Consider the following 17,814-nt stretch of genomic DNA (forward strand, 5'->3'; position numbering starts at 1 on the left):
CGGATCAGGGTAGGTGGAGGGTGCCGAGCTCGCGCCGCGAGGTGATCCCGAGCTTGCGGAAGATGTTGCGCAGATGAGCCTCGATGGTGCGCGGGCTGAGGAACAGCTGGGCGCCGACCTCGCGTGAGGTGGCCCCGGTGGCCACCAGGCGCGCGACGTGCAGCTCCTGCGCGGTGAGCTCGTCGGTGGGCTGGGCGGTCCGTGCTCGTGGCTGCTCGCCGGTGGCGCGCAGCTCGCGCGCGGCTCGTTCGGCGAAGGCATCGATGCCCATGTCCACGAGCATCCGGTGGGCTGTGCGGAGCTGGTCACGGGCGTCGTGGCGGCGGCCTTCGCGACGCAGCCACTCACCGTAGACGAGATGCGTGCGGGCGAGGAACACCGCCCACCGGCAGCTGGTGAGACGCACGAGCGCCTCGCGGTAGTGCTCCTCGGCGGCTGGACCGGTCGTGGTCAGCGCTCGTGAGCGCGCGGCCAGCCCGAGCGCGAAGTCCGTCCCGCTCGCGTGGGCCCGAGAGGTGAGGACCTCCAGCGCGGACGCGGCACGTGGGGTATCGCCGGCGCGGGCCGCGGCCTCGACCAGCTCGGGCAGGGCGAGGGCGCTGTACGCCAGGTCGTCGTGCTCGCACGGAGGCGCCGCGGCGGCGACGGCGGCCTCGTAGTTGCCCAGTCCGTTGTGCAACGCCGCCAGCGTGGCCTGGGCCAGGCAGACCGTCGCGCCCTCACCTCGCTCGGTCGCCTCGGTGACCATGCTGCCGTAGAGCTCGAGCGTCTCGGCCTGCCGGCCGCCCCAGGCAGCGAGCATCAGCCGAGCATTCGGTAGCGGTGGGGCGCCGGTGGCCTGCGTGATCGCCGCCTCCTCGGCCGCCAGCTCCGTGGCCTGGTTCAGCTCACCGGTGAGCACGCGTATCGAGGCCACCGCGTTGAGCGCGGCGGGGAGCATGGACAGCGAACCGGCGTCACGGGCGAGCCGGACCGCGGTCGTGGCCAGCGTGTAGAGGGTGTCGTCATCCCACAGCATCGACGCGACGTGGCAGGCCAGCCACAGCCAGCGGCGGTTGTCATCCGTGACCCGGGACTCCGGGCCGAGCAGCATCTCGAGCGACCGTTGCAGGGTCGGGACGCTCGCCTCGAACCCCTGCTCTGACCTCGTGGTGAGTCCTTCGAGCAGCAGATCGACCGGTCGAGGCGGCGCCGGCGACGGGGGCGCGTCGGCAGCTGCTCTGGCGGCCTCGGGCAACCCGCGGCCCTGGGCCAGGTGACCGGTGTGGATCGCGGCATCGATCGCCTGCAGGTACGTCTCGCGTGCCAGCGCCGGGTCCAGTGGGGAGAGCGACTTCGCGGCGTCGAGCAGCAGGCCCGGGATGTCGCTCCCTCGGGTCCGGTGGAAGGCGATCTGGGCGTGGAGCAGCTGGAGACGGGCACCTGCCAGGGTGTCCAGCGGCCCCGCGGCTGCGACGGCCAGGAGCTCGCCCGCGGCGTCGGACGCGCCGGCGTCGTGCTTGGCGTGGGCGGCGTCGAGCGCTCGCCTCGCACGGGTCGCCGGGTCGGGCGTCAGCTCGGTGGCGTGCTGCAGGAACGCGGCCGCGGCCGCCAGACCGCCGCGAGCGCGTGCCCGCTCGGCCGAGTGCTCCAGCTCCGCGGCTACGTGTTCATCGGTGCCCAGCACGGCCTGCGCGCGGTGCCAGGCACGGCGGTCCGGATCGGTCTGCGGGTCGGTCGCGGCTGCCAGTGCGCCGTGGGCACGCCGGCGGTCGGGCGGCGTGGCTGCCCGGTACACCGCTGATCGCACCAGGGGGTGGCGGAAGCGCACCCGGGCGTCGATGTCCAGCAGGCCCGCGGCCTCCGCGGGTATCGCGGCCTCGGGAGCGAGGTCCACGTGCGCGGCTGCGCGCCACAGCAGCCCGACGTCGCCCGTCGGCTCCGACGCGGCGACCAGCAACAGCTGCTGTGTCTCGGCCGGGAGACTGGCCGACCGGCGTCGGAAGCTCTCCTCGATGCGGCGCGGGACGCTCAGCGCGCCCGGGAGCTCGAAACCGCCTGCGAGATGGGTCGACGGCGCGTTGCGGGGCAGCTCGAGCAGGGCCAGCGGGTTGCCGCCGGCCTCGGCGACGATGCGGTCGCGCACGCGCACGTCCATCGGCGTGCGCACCGCGGCGCTCAACAGCTCCCGGGCATCGAGCTCGCCGAGCCCCTCCAGCCGGAGATCAGGCAGGCCGGAGAACGGTAGGCGGTCGCCTTCCTCGGAATCTCTCACCCCGAGGACCAGGGCCAACCGTTCGGCGCCCAGCCGCCTGGCCACGAAGGCCAGGACCTGTGCCGACGCCTCGTCCAGCCACTGCGCATCGTCGACGAGACACAGCAGCGGCTCCTGCTCGGCGACCTCGGCCATCAGGTGGAGCGTCGCCAAGCCGACCAGGAATCGGTCCGGAACGGCACCGCTGCGGAGGCCGAACGCCACTCCGAGTGCGACCTGCTGCGGCTCGGGCAGCGTACCGGTGTGGTCGAGCAGGGGCGCGCAGAGCTGGTGCAGCCCGGCGAACGCGAACTGGGTCTCGGACTCGACGCCGACCGAGGACTCCACGCGGAAGGCGGAGCCGTCAGCGCTGTCGCGCGCGTACTCGAGCACCGCCGTCTTGCCGATACCGGCCTCACCGCGCAGCACCAGAGCCGCGCTGCGCCCGGACCGTGCCTGGGACAGCAGCGCGTCGACCGCTTCGCGCGCGGCGCGCCGGCCAATGAGGTTCGCCAGGCTGTGCTCCCGTCAGAGCCCCGACATCAGTGCTCACCATCGTAGTTGTCATTGCAACCAAGCAGGGCGGGTTTCGGGTGCGAGGGCGCAGCACGTGGCGGGGCTGGCGCGGGTCGTACCGCTGTCACGTTCGTCGGACTCCGCCGACCCGCGCGACCGCCGCCGCGGATGGGCGACTCAGGGGAGGTTGGCCAGCACTGCGGCAGCGATCGGCGTCGAACCCTGCGTGAGCTCGAGGATCTGCCTGCGGATCCGAGGCTCGTGGAGCAGCTCCGCCAGGGTTGCTGCCACATCTTCACGGGGGATCTCGTCATGCGGCTGTGCCGGCCCGAGGGATACCGTGCCGGCCCCGGGGCGGTCGACCAGCAGGGAAGGTCGAAGGATCAGCCAGTCGAGCCCGCTCATGCTGACCGTGACGTCGACCAGCTTCTTGACCGCGAAGTAGAACTCCACGTCGTCGCCGAGATCGTGCCCACGTTCGGCCTCGGGGAGCACCGACACCAGGACGAAGCGATCGACACCTGAGAGGCGAACCGCCTCCATCGCCGTCACCACGCCTTCGCCGTCGATGGCGGACGTGACCTCCCGCGCGCCCCCGTTCGAGCCGGCCGTATACACGACGGCGTCCGCGCCGGTGACCATCGGTACCAGGGACTCGGGCGTGAGGTCCGTGAGCTGGGCGACATGCGCGTCGACTCCCCGGGCAGCGAGGTCTCGTCGTTGCTCCTCGCGGCGGACCAGACCGGCCACGCCGTCGCCCCGAGCGATCAGGTTCCTGGCGAGCAGCCCACCGACCGCCCCGCTGACACCGATGATGAAAACCCTCATCGGTGCGTGCTCTGCCCGGCGTCGGGCGTTCCGCGCCCGGTACCGGCGGAGCGATGACTATCGACGTACCGATGCATGATGCCAGCCTGAACCTCCGAGCCTGCCCTTCGCGTCGGTAGAACCCACCGATCTTCGACCGGCTGGACGGGCGAGGTCGCTGCCCCGAGGCCCGCACCCCGGGTGTTTGTCCCATGCGGTGGTGACCACCTACGTGGCTCTCACCGACGCGAGGGCTCCGGTACCGCTGCGAGCCTGATCAAGCAGCAACGACCGACCGTCCGCACCTCCCGCGGCAGGACGGATGCCACCACCCATGGCCGGTGCCACCAGGTCAGGGCCTCGACGAGAGGAGTCACCATGTCCGCCAGTCCGGTCGCGCCGGCCGCCCGGCCGAACGCCGACGAGGTGCGCGGACTCCGCGTCTGGCGCATCGTCTCCCTCCGGGGCGGCCCGCGATGACGATCGTCGTCCTCAGCTACCGCGATGTCCTTGCCGGGGGCGCCCTGGGATGCGTCCCGGCCGGCCTCGTGCTCACCATTGTCGTGCTCGCCCTGTACAGCACGGCTGTGAGCGTCGTGGAGGGTCGCCGCCGCTGCGCCGGGACCCGTGCGGATCTGACGCCGGACCCGCGCTCGCCGTTCATCGACCGACCTCGGCGACAGGGACGCTCATGACCGGCGAACGCCTGCTCGGCGGGCGGTATCAGCTTCGTGAGGTCGTCGGCTACGGCGGCATGGCTGATGTGCACCTCGCTCGCGACGTCCATCTGGACCGCTGGGTCGCCGTCAAGATCCTCCGCGACGACCTCGCCCGGGACCCGATGTTCCGAGCGCGGTTCCGGCGCGAGGCGCAGGCAGTCGCGGGCCTCAACCACCCGACGATCGTCGCCGTCTACGACATCGGGCACGGCGACGAGGGCCGACCTGAGGGTGCGCCGTTCATGGTCATGGAGTACGTCGCGGGCCGTTCGCTGCGGGATCTGCTCGACGACGGCGAGCTCGCTCTGGCGGACGCCGTCCAGCACGAGCTGGGGGTCCTGTCCGCACTCGCTGTCAGCCACCAAGCCGGGGTGGTCCACCGCGACATCAAGCCGGCCAACGTGATGCTCACCCTCATCGGTGCCGTCAAGGTCGTGGACTTCGGGATCGCGCGCTCCAGCGGCGACCGCGACGCAGGTGTGACCGAGACGCGAGCGGTTCTCGGGACCGCCCAGTACCTCTCGCCAGAACAGGTGCGGGGTGAGCTGGCCGACGCACGCAGCGACCTGTACTCCGCAGGCTGCCTCCTCTACGAGCTGCTGACCGGGCGGCCACCGTTTCTCGGCGACAGCCCGGTGGCCGTCGCCTACCAGCACGTGCACGAGGAGCCGGCCCCCGCCAGCACCCACCGCGACCAGATCACCCCGGCCCTCGACGACGTGCTCCGCAAGGCGCTCGAGAAGGACCGGGAGAACCGGTTCCAGAGCGCCCGAGAGTTCACGGACGCACTGCAGTCCGCCGCGAAGGGGCTCGTCGACGAGAACGGCTGCCTCGCGCCTGACCACCTCACCTCCCCGGCCGGCCAAGGCCACGAGGACCTCTGCCACACCAGCTGCCGATGAGCGCACAGGTCTCATCGGCCTCACGAAAGGAACGAGCATGGGATCGATCACCGTCGGGAACGAGAACAGCACCCCGATCGAGCTCTACTACGAGGATCAGGGCGCGGGTCAGCCCGTCGTCCTGATCCACGGCTACCCGTTGAACGGACATAGCTGGGAACGCCAGACGCAGGAGCTGCTGGCTGCCGGCCACCGCGTCATCACCTATGACCGGCGCGGCTTCGGCCGGTCCAGCAAGGTCGGGGAGGGCTATGACTACGACACCTTCGCGGCCGACCTCCACACCCTGCTGGAGACCCTCGATCTGAGCGACGTCGTCCTCGTCGGGTTCTCGATGGGCACCGGCGAGCTCGCCCGGTACGTGTCCCGCTACGGCCACGAGCGCATCGCCAAGCTGGCCTTCCTCGCCTCCCTCGAGCCGTTTCTCGTCGCTCGTGAGGACAACCCCGAGGGCGTGGCGCAGGAGGTGTTCGACCAGATCAGAGAACAGGCCAAGAACGACAGGTACGCCTGGTACACCCAGTTCTTCTCGAACTTCTACAACCTCGATGAGAACCTCGGCTCGCGCATCAGCCAGGAGGTGGTCACCGGAAGCTGGGCGGTCGCCGTGACGAGCGCCCCGGTGGCGGCCCATGCGGTCGTCTCCTCCTGGATCGAGGACTTCCGTCGCGACGTCGACGCAGTCCGCGCCTCCGGGAAGCCGGTGCTGATCCTGCACGGGAGCGCCGACAGGATCCTGCCGATCGACGCGACGGCACGCCGATTCCGGCAGGCGCTTCCCGAGGCCCGATACCTGGAGATCGACGGCGCTCCTCACGGTCTGCTCTGGACCCATGCGTCGGACGTCAACGACGCGTTGCGCAGCTTCATCACCTCGGACCACCGCCAGCCGGCCGCGGCTCGCGGCTGAACCCGCCAGCACCCACGGAAGGCACGACCATGAGCGACGAGCACCAGACCCCGAGGACCGACGACCGCGGCGGGAGCGCCGCCGCCAACGAGGTCGCGATCAGCCTCGCCGCAGCTCTCGGCGGCACGCTGCTCGGGGTCACACCCGATCGTCGGGGGCGTGACCTCGCCAGCACGGCATCCAGCTGAGCCCCGACACCCGTAGCGACCGACAGCGAGGACCGATCTCATGGCCTGGAGCACACGTGAGCTCGCGGAGCTCGCCAGCACCACGGTGAACACGATCCGGCACTACCACCGACTCGGGCTCCTCGACGAGCCCGAGCGGCGGTACAACGGCTACAAGCGGTACGGCGTGCCGGACCTGGTCCGGCTGCTGCGGATCCGACGACTGGCGACCCTCGGCGTCCCGCTCTCCAGGATCGGTGAGGTCGAGGCGGGCGGCGACAGCGTGCGTGATGTCCTGCTCGACCTCGACACCGAGCTCGCCGCGGGCATCGAGCGGCTTCGGAGGGCGCGGGCCGACATCGCGACGATCCTGCGCGAGAACGCGCCACCTGACGCGCCGCCCGGCTTCGAGTCCGTGGCCTCCAGACTGTCGGAGTCGGACAGCGCGATCATCCACATCTACACCCAGCTCTACGACGCGGACGCCCTGGCGGATCTGCGCCGGATGGTCGAGGTGGATGCTGACGCCGGCGCGCTCGGGGACGAGATCAACGCGCTCCGGGCAGATGCCGACGAATCGGCCCGGCAGCGGCTGGCCGAGATGCTCGCGCCGTCACTCGCTCAGAACCTGATCGACTTCCCATGGCTGCGGGATCCGATCGAGCACCTCTCGAAGAGCGAGCATCTCACCCAGCGCACGTTCCTCGATGCCGTGGTCGAGCTGTACAACCCCGCCCAGCTCGATGTCTTCCAACGAGCGGGCGTCCTCGCACAGGCGCAGGTCCAGGCAGCCGATGCCCGGTGACGGGCACGCCATCTCGATGTCCGCACCGAAACCACCCCCACCACCACTGAAAGACAGGAGTCAGACATGAGCGGTATAGAGCAGCTCATCATCAACTTCCAGGAGCTCGTCGCCCAGGTTCCAGAGCTCGTCCGGCCGTTCATCATCATGCTGGCCGGTGCCATCCCGTTCGTGGAGGGTGAGGGAGCATCGCTGATCGGCGTCGCTGGCGGCCTTCATCCCGTCGTGGCGTGGCTCGCGGCCGCCTCGGGCAACTTCCTGTGCGTGCTGGTCGTCGTGGCCGTCACGTCGAGGGCGAGGAGTGCCGTCGTGGATCGACGCGCCAGCCTCGTCGCCGCGACTGCCGGAGGGGGAGCGCCTCCGAACGATCCGTCGTCCCTGCACGAGGCTCCTGCCGCCGTCCCCGAGTCGAAGGGGCGTCAGCGCTTCAAGAGGTGGCTCGTCCGCTTCGGGGTCCCCGGCGCGAGCATCCTCGGGCCGCTCGCCATCCCCACGCAGATCACCTCGGCGATCCTCGTGGCCGGCGGCACGCCTCGCCGCTGGGTGCTGCTCTGGCAGGCCGTCGCCATCGTCATCTGGACGACGGTCGCCACGGTCTCGATCTGGGCCGCCCTCACGTACGTCGTGGGGGTGTGACCGACATGGCGGAGGCACCGACGTTGGCCGAGGATCTGATGCTGCTGTTGTTCCAGCCCCGCTCGGGTACGTTCGCCGGCGAGACCACGCTCTACTACGTGCTCGCCGCGGCCGTGCTCGCCGATCTCGCGCTCGAGGAGCGCGTGCGCGTCGAGACGACGCCGACCGGGACCGTCAGGGTGGGAGCAGTCGCCGAGCGTGCGCCGTCGGACGAGATCCTGCGTGCCACCTGGGACCACGTCGCCGACCGACCGCGGTTCGTCCAGTCCGTCCTGCCCACGGTCGGGCCACAGCTGCGCCAGCCGACGGTCGAGCGCCTCATCGCGCGTGGCGACATCGGGCAGGAGTCCCGCCGAGTCCTCGGACTGTTCGGGCGGAAGGTGCTGGTACCGGGGAAGAACGGCCGCCGCGCCGAGCTGGTCGCTGGGGTACGCGCCGTGCTGGTCGAGGGCGCGCAGCCGGGGCCGCGGGTGTCAGCGCTCGCAGCGTTGGCCTGGGCAAGCGGCTCGCTCTCCCAGCTGGATCCGGAGATCCCGTGGACGTCCGCGGTCACCACCCGCGCGCAGGAGCTCGAGCGCGGGAGCTGGGGGGCGGCAGCCGGTGGCGAAGCGGTGGTGCGCACCATGAACGCGATCATCATCAACAGCGTCATCGTGGCAAACGCTGCGCTCAGGCGCTCCTAGGCGTGTGCGGCCACCATGGTGGGACGCCACGCGAGATGGTGAGACGTCACGCGAGTCCCTGGGCCCCGGTCCCACGGCACGGCCGCACCGACGCACGGCTGCGAGAACGCACGTCGTCGGTCGCCCGACGACGCCCGGCGAAACGAGGACAACGAAGGGAACTGCGATGATGACGACGACCATCCAACGAATCGAGAACGGTGCGTTGGCGGTGGCGATCCTGCTGGTGATGATCGCTGCGCACCAACCCTGGTGGCTGCTGCTGGCCGCCTTCCTCCTGTTCGACCTCTCCGCCCTGGGCTATCTGCGAGGTGCACGCGCAGGCGCCCTCACCTACAACGTGGTCCACAACTACACGGGTCCGGCCATCGCCCTGTCGCTCTACGTCGCGCTCGTCCTGACCGACCGGACGGTGACCTGGCTCGCCCTTCTCGCCGCCTGCTGGGCGTTCCACGTGGCACTTGACCGCGCACTCGGGTACGGGCTCAAGCTGGACGACTTCGCGCACACGCATCTGGGGCGGATCGGTCGAGGGTCGCGCGGTTAGCCGGCCAGGCCCCCGACTCGTAGCGCGATGTCGGTACCTGGGTCCATGCTGAGCGCATGGCTGAAGCGAAGACCCGACCGACCGATGAGTCGGTGTCGCAGTTCCTCGACGCCGTCTCGCCTGCGGCCCGCCGGGACGATGGTGCAGCGCTGGCTCGGCTGATGACCGAGGTCACCGGCGTCGACCCGGTGATGTGGGGGCCGTCGATGATCGGGTACGGCAGCTACCACTACCGGTCGCCGTCGAACCCGCGTACGCACGGTGACTGGCCCCGGGTCGCGTTCTCCCCACGCAAGAGCTCGCTGGTCCTCTATGGCATCAAGGACCGCCCCGAGGCACAGCCACTGATGGCCTCGCTCGGCAGCTACACCGAGGGTGCCGGGTGCGTCTACGTGAAACGCCTGACCGATGTCGACGAGGGCGTGCTGCGCAGCCTGGTCGAGATCGCGTTCAACCGACCCGACGACGACTGATCGAGCCCGGTGCTTGTCGCCTACGGTGACGCAGGTGGGCAGGGGCGAGGTGGACAGGCGGCGAGGCGCGGTGGTCCCGCTGATCGGCCTCAGCCTGGTCGCGTGCATCGTGCAGGTGGTCGCTACCGCCGCCGGCTGGGACTGGGCGGGTCGCGCACAGTGGTTCGCGATGCCGTTGCTGGCACTCGCGCTCGTGCTCGCGGGCGGGCTCCGGGATCCGCGCGGTCGTTGGTGGCTCGCCGGCCTCGTGTTCTCGTGGGCGGGCGACACCCTCGGCGGCAACGGCTTCCTGGTGCTCCTCGGCTGCTTCCTCGTCGCGCACCTGTGCTACCTCGTCACGCTCTGGCCCAGCCGCGCCCGCAGCGTGCTCGGCACGGCGCCGATGATCGGCTACCTCGCCGTGGGCGGCACGGGTGCGGCCCTGATCGCCCCGGTTGCCGGAGGCGTGCTGGCCGCACCCGTGGTGGTCTACGCGGCAGCGTTGACGATGGTCGCCGTGCTGGCCACCGCGGCCGGCCGGGCGGGGGTGATCGGCGGCATCCTGTTCATGTTCTCCGACCTCACCCTCGCGCTCGGGATCTTCGTGATCGACATCCCCGCCGCGCTGCAGACCTTCCTGGTGATGGGCACCTACGTGCCGGCTCAGGCGCTGCTGCTGGTCGGGGTGCTCGGTCAGCTCGGGTCGGCGAAGGACTCCGGAAGCCCGAACGCGGCGAACCGGTCCCGCTGATCGAGGTAGGTGACCATCGTGCTCACCGCCGCGCCCTCGACCTCGAGCAGCACGATCGCGAACGGCCGGTAGACGGTCTCACCGCCGGGTCCCTGCTCCGGTGCGTACTGGCCGAACGCCGGCGAGCCGTTCGCGCTGGTTCGCAGCAGCCGATGCCCCACGCATCCGGCCCTCGACGCGAACGCCCGAGACACCTCGTCGATGCCGGAGAGCCAGAAGGCGACCGGTGGCATCGAGGTGATCACATCGGTGGTGAGCAGCCTCGCGAGCGCGTGGACGTCGTGGCGCTCGAACGCCATGACGAAGTCGTCCAGGAGCCGGTCGTCGACCGACCGGGCAGCCGCGCCGGGGCTGGGGGCGGCGATCGTGCGTCGGGCGCGGCGCAGGGTCGAGTGGACAGCGGTCTCACTGGTGCCGAGGACCGCAGCGGTCTCCGCCGCCGAGAGCGCGTAGACGTCCCGCAGCACGAGAACGACCCGCTGTCGCGGTGGCAGCCGCTGCAGCGCCGCCACGAACGCCATCCGGATGGTCTCACGCTGCTCCCACGCCGTCGCGGGATCGAGCGCGTCCGGGAGCGGTGTGATCCATGACCCGGCGGGCAGCACTCGATCGGTGGAGCTGGCGGGGTCCGCATGCTCGACCATGTCGGTGGGCAGCTCGCGGCGGACCGCGGCCTTGAGCCGGTCGAGACAGTGCCGTGTCGCGATCGTGTACAGCCAGGTGCGGAGGGAGCCGCGCGCAGGGTCGTAGCGCTCGCGTGCCCGCCAGCCCGCGAGCAGCACCTCCTGGGCGGCGTCCTCGGCGAGGCCACCGTCGCCGAGCACGCGGTAGCAGTACCGGACCAGCTCGGGCCGCAGCCCGGCCAGGGCCTGGTCGTCGACGGCGAAACTCACACAGCCTCCGACGGGTGCCCCGGCACCGGCGCTCGCCCGGTCACCGCGAGCACGAGGTCGACAGCAGGCATCCGCACCTCGGTGACACCCCGGTCGCCAGGGTCGGAGCGAACCGTGAGGTCGGCGTCGTCCGCGACGAGTGCGATCCCGCCGAGGTCGACGCCGAAGAACGCGATCGACTCGGGGCTGCCACCGGCGAGCGCAGCGGCAGCCACGTGCGGCTCCGGCCCCGGGAGGCCGAGCGGCACGGTGATGTCGAGCCCGTGGATCACCTCGTGGGCGAGCGCGCCCTGGTGTGCGTCAGGGCCGGGCGTCCAGCGGCTCGGCACCCGTCGCTGGTACCGATCGAGCAGCTCCGCGTCGCTGAACCGTGCGGTGTGGGCCCGGGCGGTGCGGTCGCACGCCACGTTGATGTCGCCGTCGGCGGCGGCGACCGTGGCCTGGAACTCCGGCCAGCTCTGGGTCTCCGAGGTAGTGAGGTGGGCCACGACCTCGCGGATGCGCCAGCCCTGGCACAGCGAGTCGGCGGCCCACTGCTCAGGGCTCAGCTCGGCGAGCAGTGCGGCCAGGCGGCGGCGCTCGGAGACGGTCAGCTCGTACAGCTCGGTGGCGTTCATCAGCATCCTCTGATCGATATGATCCCGCGGGCTGCGGCATCCTCGTCAGGGGATACGAGGCAGCGACGTGGAAGTCGTCGCTCACCGCCACACGAGTGGATCGCTCAGCGCCTCCGGGTGCCGAAGATGGACCGGGTGATCTCCCGGCCGATCGCTCGCCCGGCGGAGGTGAGCATCGAGTCCAGCGTCGACCGCCGGGACTTGGCGTTCCGCTCGGCCTCCTTGGCCGCACGCGCAGCACGCGCCGCCTCTTCCTTGGCACGCGCCTTGGCCGCGGCCTCGGCCTCCTTCTCGGCGCGCTTCTCCGCGGCGACGCGGTCCTTCTCGGCCTGCTCGGCCGCGGCCTCGGCCTGCTCTGCCTCGATCCGGGCCTGCTTCTCCTGGTCGATGCGACGCACCAGCATCTCGTAGGCGCTGACGCTATCGACCGCGGTGCCGTACCTCGACAGCGCAGGGGAGGCCTGCACCACCGCGGTGACAGCGGCCTCCGGTGCCGGGTCCATCAACGCCTCGGGCGCGCGCAGGCGTGTCCAGGCGACCGGGGTGGGTGCGCCCTTCTCGGTGAGCACGGTGACGATCGCCTCGCCGGTCCCCAGAGCGGTCAGCAGCTCTTCCAGGTCGTACTCCGACGTCGGGAAGGTCCTGACGGTGGCGCGCAGCGCCGTGGCATCGTCCGGGGTGAACGCACGCAGCGCGTGCTGCACACGGTTGCCGAGCTGGGCGAGCACGTCCCCGGGCACGTCCTTGGGGGTCTGGGTGACGAAGAAGATCCCCACGCCCTTCGACCTGATCAGCCGCACCGTCTGCGTCACCTGGTTGAGGAACTCCTTCGACGCGCCGTTGAACAGCAGGTGCGCCTCGTCGAAGAAGAAGACCAGCTTCGGCTTCTCGGCGTCACCGACCTCGGGCAGCTCGCCGAACAGGTCGGCGAGCAGCCACATGAGGAAGGTGGAGAACAGCGCGGGCCGGTCCTGCAGGTCGGGGAGCTCGAGGGCGGAGATGATGCCGCGGCCGTCGGCGGCCGTGCGGATGAGGTCGGCGGTGCTGAAGGCAGGCTCACCGAAGAAGACGTCGGCGCCCTGCGCCTGCAACGCGACGATCTCACGCAGGATCACCCCGGCGGTCGCCGAGGACACGCCACCGATGCCCTTCAGCTCGTCCTTGCCGTCCTCGCTGGTGAGATACGCGATCGTGGACTGCAGGTCCTTCAGGTCCAGCAGCGCGAGGCCTTGCGTGTCCGCCCAGTGGAAGATCAGCCCGAGCGAGGACTCCTGGGTGTTGTTCAGCCCGAGCACCTTGGCGAGCAGCAGCGGTCCGAAGTCGGTCACGGTGGTGCGGATCGGGACGCCGTTTCCCTGGCCGCCGAGCGAGTAGAACTCGACGGGGAACGCGGTGGGCATCCAGTCCTGCCCGAGGCTGGTGGTGCGGGCGAGCAGCTTCTCGTTGCCCTGGCCGGCGACGATCAGCCCGGACAGGTCGCCCTTGATGTCCGCGAGGAACACCGGGACGCCTGCGGTGCTCAGGCCTTCGGCCATGCCCTGGAGGGTGCGGGTCTTGCCGGTGCCCGTGGCTCCGGCCACGAGCCCGTGCCGGTTCATCATCGCGAGGGGGAGACCGATCTGCACGGCTGGCACCGCGTCGTCGTCCTCGACCAGCGCGCCGAGCGGCAACGTGCCGCCCTCGAACGTGTACCCGGCCTTGATGGCGGCCGCCTGCTCCGAGAGCGGGGCGTCCTCGCCCGGCTTGTCCGGCCCAGCCTCGGCGACCTCGTCCGGCTCGCTGGGTTCCGCGGGCGCATCGGCCGGCGCACCCGCGGCTGCTGCGGCCTCGGCTGCCCGCAGGGCTGCGACCGCTGCCGCGGCCTTGGCCTCGGCTGCCTCGGCAGCGGCCTGTGCTGCGGCGGCACGAAGGGCCGCAAGCTCTGCCTCAGTCGTCATGACGCCTCACATTAGGGGCTCCGGTGCATGTGCACGGGCTGACCGAGGCCCGACTGTCCACAGCTGCAGCCAGATGCACCGCTGTCCACAGCACCCCTGCGTTGCCGCGCGGGTCGGGCACCGGTCGACCTACGTTCGCCTCATGCGTGACGATCCCGGCGCACGGTTGCGGAGCTACCTGCGCGTCGCGTACGACAGCGGCACCGAGCCCGAGGTGTCCACGCGCGAGCCCCGCAGGTGGGCGGCGCCCACAGGGGCGGCAGCCAGGGTCGCGGCCGTGCTGATCGTGCTGCTCGTCGCGGGTGTCACCTGCCTCGTGCTCATGCGGATCCCCGTGGCACCCGCTGCGCCTGCCGCCCCCACGGCGGAGCCGGCGCCTCCTGCGAGTGCACCCACGGCGGCGGCCACCCCGAGCGATGGCGAGCAGGCCGGCGGTGAGGTGCTCGTCGTGCACGTCGCCGGTGCTGTCACCGAGCCCGGGGTCGTCGAGGTGCCGCACGGAACCCGCGTCGCCGATGCCATCGAGAGGGCGGGCGGCGCGACGGCGGAGGCCGATCTCGATGCGCTCAACCTCGCTGCGCCGGTCGCTGACGGCCAGCAGGTGTACGTGCCGCGGGAGGGCGAGGAGGTCCCCCCGGTGAGCAGCGGGGCCGGCTCGGCCACCGCCGATACCGTGCTGAACCTCAACACGGCCGACGCCGCCGCGCTCGAGACCCTGCCCGGTATCGGCCCGGCCATCGCAGGACGCATCATCGCCTGGCGCGAGGAGCACGGTGCGTTCGTCTCGGTGGATGCGCTGACCAACGTGTCCGGCATCGGCCCGGCCACACTGGAACGCCTGCGCGACCTGGTCACGGTGTGAGGCAGTGCCTGCACCCAGGAGCCAGGATCTGCGCCTGCTGCCCGCGGCGGCGCTCGGCTGGGTGGCAGCCATCCTCGGTCTGCACGCAGGAGCGCTGCTCACCGGAGGCGCGCTGCTCGGCTGCCTGGCCGTCACCGCTGCGGCTGCAGCCCGGCTGCGACGAGCCCCCGCTGGTCGGCACCGGCGTCGCACCCATGGCCGTTCGGCTGCCACCGCCGTGCTCGCCGGCGCGACGGCGGCAGCACTGCTCGGCTGGTCCTGGGCGCGCGCCGAGGCCCGTGGCGCGGTGGTCGAGCCCTACCTGGGCTCCGACGTCGTCGCAGTGCTTCGGATCGACTCCGAGCCCCGGGTCCTCAGTGTCGGCCGGGTGCTGCTGCGGGCGACGTGGATAGCCGTGGGCTCGAACCCGCACGACGCACCGACACACCCGCTCGGGGTCGCGGTGTCCGTGCTCGCCGATGCGAGCTGGATGAGCGCGGTGGTGGGGGAGCGGGTGCACGCTGCCGTTCGCGTGGTCGAGACCGAGCGTGCTGATGCCGCTGCCGCGCTCCTCGTCGCGGAGGGCGGGCACGAGGTCGTGGCCCGGGCGCCGCCGGTCGCTGCGCTCGTCGCGAGCCTGCGAGCAGGGCTGGTGTCGGCCAGCTCGGATCTGGACGCGCAGGCCCGCGGCCTCGTGCCGGGCATCGCCCTGGGGGACGACAGGTTGCTCCCGGCCACGCTCGAGGACGACCTGCGCACGGTCAGCCTCACCCACGTCACGGCGGTCTCCGGTGCACACGTGGCGATGGTGCTCGGGCTCGTGCTGCTGACCTTGCGCCGGCTGCCGCGCGCGGCGCAGGCGGTGCTCGGGGCGGTGGTGCTCGTCGCCCTCGTCGCTCTGGTGCACCCTGCGGCGAGCGTGCTGAGGTCGGCGACGATGGGTGGGGTGCTGCTCGTCGGGCTGCTGCTGGGCCGGCCCCGCGCGGCGCTGCCGGCCTTGTGGGCGAGCATCGTGGTGCTGCTCGCCGTCGACCCGTGGCTGGCAGGCTCGTTCGGGTTCGTCCTCTCGGTTCTCGCGACGTCCGGACTGCTGATCGGCGCCGGTCCGATCGCGGACCGGCTCACGCGCCTCCTTCCGCGCCCGGCGGCGTTGGCGCTCGCGGTGCCGATGGCTGCCCAGCTGGCGTGCGCTCCTGCGCTGGCCCTGTTGCAGCCGGCGATGCCGGTGCACGGTGTGCTCGCCAACGTCATGGCGGCGCCCGCCGTGCCTCCGGCGACCATCCTCGGCCTCGTCGCCACGCTCGTGGCACCGTTCTCCGCGGCGGTGGCGCACGTGCTCGCGGCCTGGGCCGGGGTGGCGACGGCCTGGGTGGCCACGGTCGCGATCTGGTGCGCGGCGCTCCCGCTCGCGACCCTCCCGTGGTGGCTGGCGGTGCTCGGGGCGCTCCTCGGGCTGCTGGCGCGTGCGGTCCTGCTGCGCTCGCGGGCCGGGCGGGGGCGTTGACCGGCCTCTCGGGGCGGCCGGCGGGCTTGCGCCCGTGAGGGCCGATGCCCTGCTGTCGGCCGGAGGTGGCAGGCTGGTCCCGTGCCACCCTCACGCCGTCGACCAGCCGGGCTCAGCCCTCTCGATCTCGATGCCATCCCGCTCGCGCCGGTCGTGCTGGTCAAGGGTGCGGAGGGCTACTTCGTCGACGCCGTGACCGACCACCTGCTGGCGCTGGCGAAGGAGCGCGATCCCCAGGTCGAGGTGACACGGATCGACGCGGCGGCCTACCAGCCGCATCAGCTCGACGTCATCACCAGCCCGTCCTTGTTCGAAGAGCGCCGCCACCTGGTGATCGATGCCGTGGATGCTGCGTCCGACGCGTTCATCACCGACGCCGTCGCCTACGTCGAGAACCTCGACGGCGATGTCGGTGAGGTCACGATGGTGATGCGCCACACCAAGGGCGTGCGCGGCAAGAAGCTCCTCGACACGATCGCGGCCGCCAAGCTCCCGGTCGTGCAGTGCGATCCCCTCAAGCGCGACACCGAGAAGGCCGACTTTGTCAGCGGCCGGTTCCGTGCCGCCGGGCGCCGCGCGAGCGCCGACGCCGTCCGCGGTCTCGTCGAGGCGCTCGGCTCCGACCTGCGTGAGCTCGCGGCAGGTGTGCAGCAGCTGATCGACGACACGACCGGGGCGATCACACCCGATGTCGTGCAGCGGTACCACGGTGGCCGTGTCGAGGCCACCGGCTTCCGTGTCGCCGACACCGCGATCGCGGGCGATGGTGCGGCCGCGGTCACGTTGCTGCGCCACGCCCTGGCCACCGGTTCCGACCCCGTGCCGCTCGTCGCCGCGCTGGCGATGAAGCTGCGCACGCTCGCCAAGGTCGCCGCCACCCGCGGTCGCGGTGGTGCCAGCGCGGGCGAGCTGGGCCTGGCGCCCTGGCAGATCGACAGGGCTCGCCGCGAGCTCTCGGGCTGGACGCCCGAGGGTCTCGCCGCGGCGATCTCGGCAGTCGCCGACGCTGATGCCGAGGTCAAGGGCGAGAGCCGCGCACCGCAGTTCGCCGTCGAGCGCGCGGTGCTGCGTGTCGCGGGCGCTCGCGCCGGCCGCTGATCCTCCCGGGCTGCCGATCCCTCCGCCGCCCGGGGGAGCAGGTCGGCAGGCTCACCCGCTCGACGGAGGAGGCCGCACGCGTGCTCCCGGCATGCTGGGGGCATGGACGAGGACCAGCAGCCCGAGGAGCAGCAGCCCACGAAGCCGGCTGCGCAACCGATGTTCGCTGCCGGTATCGCGATCGGGCTCTCGATCGGTGCGGCCATCGGAGTCGCGATGGACAACATCGCCATCGGCATGTCGATCGGAATCGCCATCGGGGTCGCCTTCGGCATCGCGTTCCAGTCCGAGCGGTCCGCCGCTGACGAGCGGGCTGACGACGACGCCGACGGCCCCACCGAGCACGAGCCGTGATGCCCGGGCCGGCGCCCAGCGGGCAGACGACGACGGCGCCACCCCGAGGGGGTGACGCCGTCGCGACGTTGTGCTGGGTCGCTCAGAGAGCGGCGACCTGCTTGGCGAGCGCCGACTTGCGGTTCGCTGCCTGGTTGAGGTGGATGACGCCCTTGGAGGCGGCCTTGTCCAGGTGACGGGAGGCGGTCGCCAGAGCGGCGGTCGCGGTCTCCTTGTCGCCGGAGGCGATCGCCTCACGGACGTGTCGAACCTGGGTCTTCAGCTCCGACTTGACGGCCTTGTTGCGCAGGCGCGCCTTCTCGTTGGTGCGGATCCGCTTGATCTGGGACTTGATGTTTGCCACGTGTAACTCGGACTCTTTCGGTGGTTCGCTCGCGCGATCGGACTACGACGAAGAGGGTGTCGGCGCTGCGACGCGGAGACGGACACGAGGGCTGGGATC

20 protein-coding genes are annotated in these 17,814 nt (G+C 71.6%); 14 read left to right on the forward strand and 6 right to left on the reverse strand.

Annotation, left to right across the window (positions count from 1 at the left end; all coding sequences use genetic code 11):
• Positions 1–4 precede the first annotated feature (4 nt).
• Together GPA03_RS01875 and GPA03_RS01880 are read right to left on the reverse strand one after the other, a co-directional pair.
• A complete protein-coding gene (locus GPA03_RS01875; RefSeq protein WP_206673469.1) occupies positions 5–2,749 on the reverse strand; it encodes an AAA family ATPase in 2,745 nt (914 codons plus the stop codon).
• 177 nt (positions 2,750–2,926) lie between these two features.
• The gene (locus tag GPA03_RS01880; RefSeq protein ID WP_156250302.1) at positions 2,927–3,577 is read right to left on the reverse strand and encodes an NAD(P)H-binding protein; all 651 of its coding nucleotides are present in this window, start codon (positions 3,575–3,577) and stop codon (positions 2,927–2,929) included.
• A gap of 455 nt (positions 3,578–4,032) precedes the next feature.
• Between GPA03_RS01880 and GPA03_RS01885 the strand changes: the two genes are divergently transcribed.
• From GPA03_RS01885 to GPA03_RS01930, 10 genes are all read left to right on the forward strand, one after another.
• On the forward strand, positions 4,033–4,251 hold the full coding sequence (locus GPA03_RS01885; protein WP_156250303.1) for a hypothetical protein: 219 nt from the start codon (positions 4,033–4,035) through the stop codon (positions 4,249–4,251).
• Complete coding sequence (locus GPA03_RS01890; protein WP_156250304.1) at positions 4,248–5,177, forward strand: protein kinase domain-containing protein; 930 nt, start codon at positions 4,248–4,250, stop codon at positions 5,175–5,177. The genes GPA03_RS01885 and GPA03_RS01890 overlap by 4 nt, the downstream gene beginning before the upstream one ends.
• Before the next feature lie 37 nt (positions 5,178–5,214).
• A complete protein-coding gene (locus GPA03_RS01895; RefSeq protein ID WP_156250305.1) occupies positions 5,215–6,087 on the forward strand; it encodes an alpha/beta fold hydrolase in 873 nt (290 codons plus the stop codon).
• Between the two features lie 29 nt (positions 6,088–6,116).
• Positions 6,117–6,275, forward strand: coding sequence for a hypothetical protein (locus tag GPA03_RS01900; RefSeq protein WP_156250306.1), 159 nt, complete (start codon positions 6,117–6,119; stop codon positions 6,273–6,275).
• A 40-nt stretch (positions 6,276–6,315) separates the two neighbouring features.
• Positions 6,316–7,059, forward strand: coding sequence for a helix-turn-helix domain-containing protein (locus tag GPA03_RS01905; protein ID WP_156250307.1), 744 nt, complete (start codon positions 6,316–6,318; stop codon positions 7,057–7,059).
• Positions 7,060–7,125: 66 nt separating this feature from the next.
• Positions 7,126–7,695 (forward strand): small multidrug efflux protein, encoded by a 570-nt coding sequence (locus tag GPA03_RS01910; RefSeq protein WP_156250308.1) that lies wholly within the window; start codon positions 7,126–7,128, stop codon positions 7,693–7,695.
• Positions 7,696–7,700: 5 nt separating this feature from the next.
• Complete coding sequence (locus tag GPA03_RS01915) at positions 7,701–8,378, forward strand: GOLPH3/VPS74 family protein (protein ID WP_170296867.1); 678 nt, start codon at positions 7,701–7,703, stop codon at positions 8,376–8,378.
• Between the two features lie 166 nt (positions 8,379–8,544).
• Positions 8,545–8,925, forward strand: a complete 381-nt coding sequence (locus GPA03_RS01920; RefSeq protein WP_241681039.1) for a DUF4260 family protein — start codon at positions 8,545–8,547, stop codon at positions 8,923–8,925.
• Positions 8,926–8,981: 56 nt separating this feature from the next.
• A complete protein-coding gene (locus GPA03_RS01925) occupies positions 8,982–9,398 on the forward strand; it encodes a DUF1801 domain-containing protein (protein ID WP_156250309.1) in 417 nt (138 codons plus the stop codon).
• 34 nt (positions 9,399–9,432) lie between these two features.
• On the forward strand, positions 9,433–10,128 hold the full coding sequence (locus GPA03_RS01930; RefSeq protein WP_162458226.1) for a lysoplasmalogenase family protein: 696 nt from the start codon (positions 9,433–9,435) through the stop codon (positions 10,126–10,128).
• On the opposite strand, the gene GPA03_RS01935 is transcribed toward GPA03_RS01930, so the two are convergent.
• From GPA03_RS01935 to GPA03_RS01945, 3 genes are all read right to left on the reverse strand, one after another.
• A complete protein-coding gene (locus GPA03_RS01935; protein WP_156250311.1) occupies positions 10,071–11,021 on the reverse strand; it encodes an RNA polymerase subunit sigma-70 in 951 nt (316 codons plus the stop codon). The genes GPA03_RS01930 and GPA03_RS01935 overlap by 58 nt on opposite strands.
• A complete protein-coding gene (locus GPA03_RS01940; protein ID WP_156250312.1) occupies positions 11,018–11,638 on the reverse strand; it encodes a maleylpyruvate isomerase family mycothiol-dependent enzyme in 621 nt (206 codons plus the stop codon). Before GPA03_RS01940 ends, GPA03_RS01935 begins: the two co-directional genes overlap by 4 nt.
• Positions 11,639–11,742: 104 nt before the next feature.
• Positions 11,743–13,575, reverse strand: coding sequence for a helicase HerA-like domain-containing protein (locus GPA03_RS01945; RefSeq protein WP_156250313.1), 1,833 nt, complete (start codon positions 13,573–13,575; stop codon positions 11,743–11,745).
• Positions 13,576–13,717: 142 nt separating this feature from the next.
• Between GPA03_RS01945 and GPA03_RS01950 the strand changes: the two genes are divergently transcribed.
• From GPA03_RS01950 to GPA03_RS01965, 4 genes are all read left to right on the forward strand, one after another.
• A complete protein-coding gene (locus GPA03_RS01950; RefSeq protein ID WP_241681040.1) occupies positions 13,718–14,437 on the forward strand; it encodes a helix-hairpin-helix domain-containing protein in 720 nt (239 codons plus the stop codon).
• Positions 14,438–14,441: 4 nt separating this feature from the next.
• Positions 14,442–15,920, forward strand: coding sequence for a ComEC/Rec2 family competence protein (locus GPA03_RS01955; RefSeq protein WP_156250314.1), 1,479 nt, complete (start codon positions 14,442–14,444; stop codon positions 15,918–15,920).
• An 81-nt stretch (positions 15,921–16,001) separates the two neighbouring features.
• Positions 16,002–17,018: a DNA polymerase III subunit delta gene (gene holA / locus GPA03_RS01960; protein ID WP_156250315.1), complete on the forward strand. Its 1,017-nt coding sequence runs from the start codon at positions 16,002–16,004 to the stop codon at positions 17,016–17,018.
• A 102-nt stretch (positions 17,019–17,120) separates the two neighbouring features.
• Positions 17,121–17,372 (forward strand): glycine zipper domain-containing protein, encoded by a 252-nt coding sequence (locus GPA03_RS01965; protein WP_206673431.1) that lies wholly within the window; start codon positions 17,121–17,123, stop codon positions 17,370–17,372.
• An 82-nt stretch (positions 17,373–17,454) separates the two neighbouring features.
• Here the strand turns inward: GPA03_RS01965 and rpsT are convergent, their stop codons facing one another.
• Entirely contained in the window at positions 17,455–17,715 is a 261-nt protein-coding gene (gene rpsT / locus GPA03_RS01970; protein WP_156250316.1) for a 30S ribosomal protein S20, read from the reverse strand.
• Positions 17,716–17,814: the final 99 nt, after the last annotated feature.

It is taken from the genome of Pseudactinotalea terrae (assembly GCF_009733845.1).
Taxonomy (GTDB): Bacteria; Actinomycetota; Actinomycetes; order Actinomycetales; family Beutenbergiaceae; genus Pseudactinotalea; species Pseudactinotalea terrae.

Bases quoted from the DNA above. Each gene is read 5' to 3' on its own strand.
- GPA03_RS01880 (WP_156250302.1), bottom strand. From the start codon at position 3,577: ATGAGGGTTTTCATCATCGGTGTCAGCGGGGCGGTCGGTGGGCTGCTC.
- GPA03_RS01885 (WP_156250303.1), top strand. From the start codon at position 4,033: ATGACGATCGTCGTCCTCAGCTACCGCGATGTCCTTGCCGGGGGCGCC.
- GPA03_RS01890 (WP_156250304.1), top strand. From the start codon at position 4,248: ATGACCGGCGAACGCCTGCTCGGCGGGCGGTATCAGCTTCGTGAGGTC.
- GPA03_RS01895 (WP_156250305.1), top strand. From the start codon at position 5,215: ATGGGATCGATCACCGTCGGGAACGAGAACAGCACCCCGATCGAGCTC.
- GPA03_RS01900 (WP_156250306.1), top strand. From the start codon at position 6,117: ATGAGCGACGAGCACCAGACCCCGAGGACCGACGACCGCGGCGGGAGC.
- GPA03_RS01905 (WP_156250307.1), top strand. From the start codon at position 6,316: ATGGCCTGGAGCACACGTGAGCTCGCGGAGCTCGCCAGCACCACGGTG.
- GPA03_RS01910 (WP_156250308.1), top strand. From the start codon at position 7,126: ATGAGCGGTATAGAGCAGCTCATCATCAACTTCCAGGAGCTCGTCGCC.
- GPA03_RS01915 (WP_170296867.1), top strand. From the start codon at position 7,701: ATGGCGGAGGCACCGACGTTGGCCGAGGATCTGATGCTGCTGTTGTTC.
- GPA03_RS01920 (WP_241681039.1), top strand. From the start codon at position 8,545: ATGATGACGACGACCATCCAACGAATCGAGAACGGTGCGTTGGCGGTG.
- GPA03_RS01925 (WP_156250309.1), top strand. From the start codon at position 8,982: ATGGCTGAAGCGAAGACCCGACCGACCGATGAGTCGGTGTCGCAGTTC.
- GPA03_RS01940 (WP_156250312.1), bottom strand. From the start codon at position 11,638: ATGAACGCCACCGAGCTGTACGAGCTGACCGTCTCCGAGCGCCGCCGC.
- GPA03_RS01945 (WP_156250313.1), bottom strand. From the start codon at position 13,575: ATGACGACTGAGGCAGAGCTTGCGGCCCTTCGTGCCGCCGCAGCACAG.
- GPA03_RS01950 (WP_241681040.1), top strand. From the start codon at position 13,718: ATGCGTGACGATCCCGGCGCACGGTTGCGGAGCTACCTGCGCGTCGCG.
- GPA03_RS01965 (WP_206673431.1), top strand. From the start codon at position 17,121: ATGGACGAGGACCAGCAGCCCGAGGAGCAGCAGCCCACGAAGCCGGCT.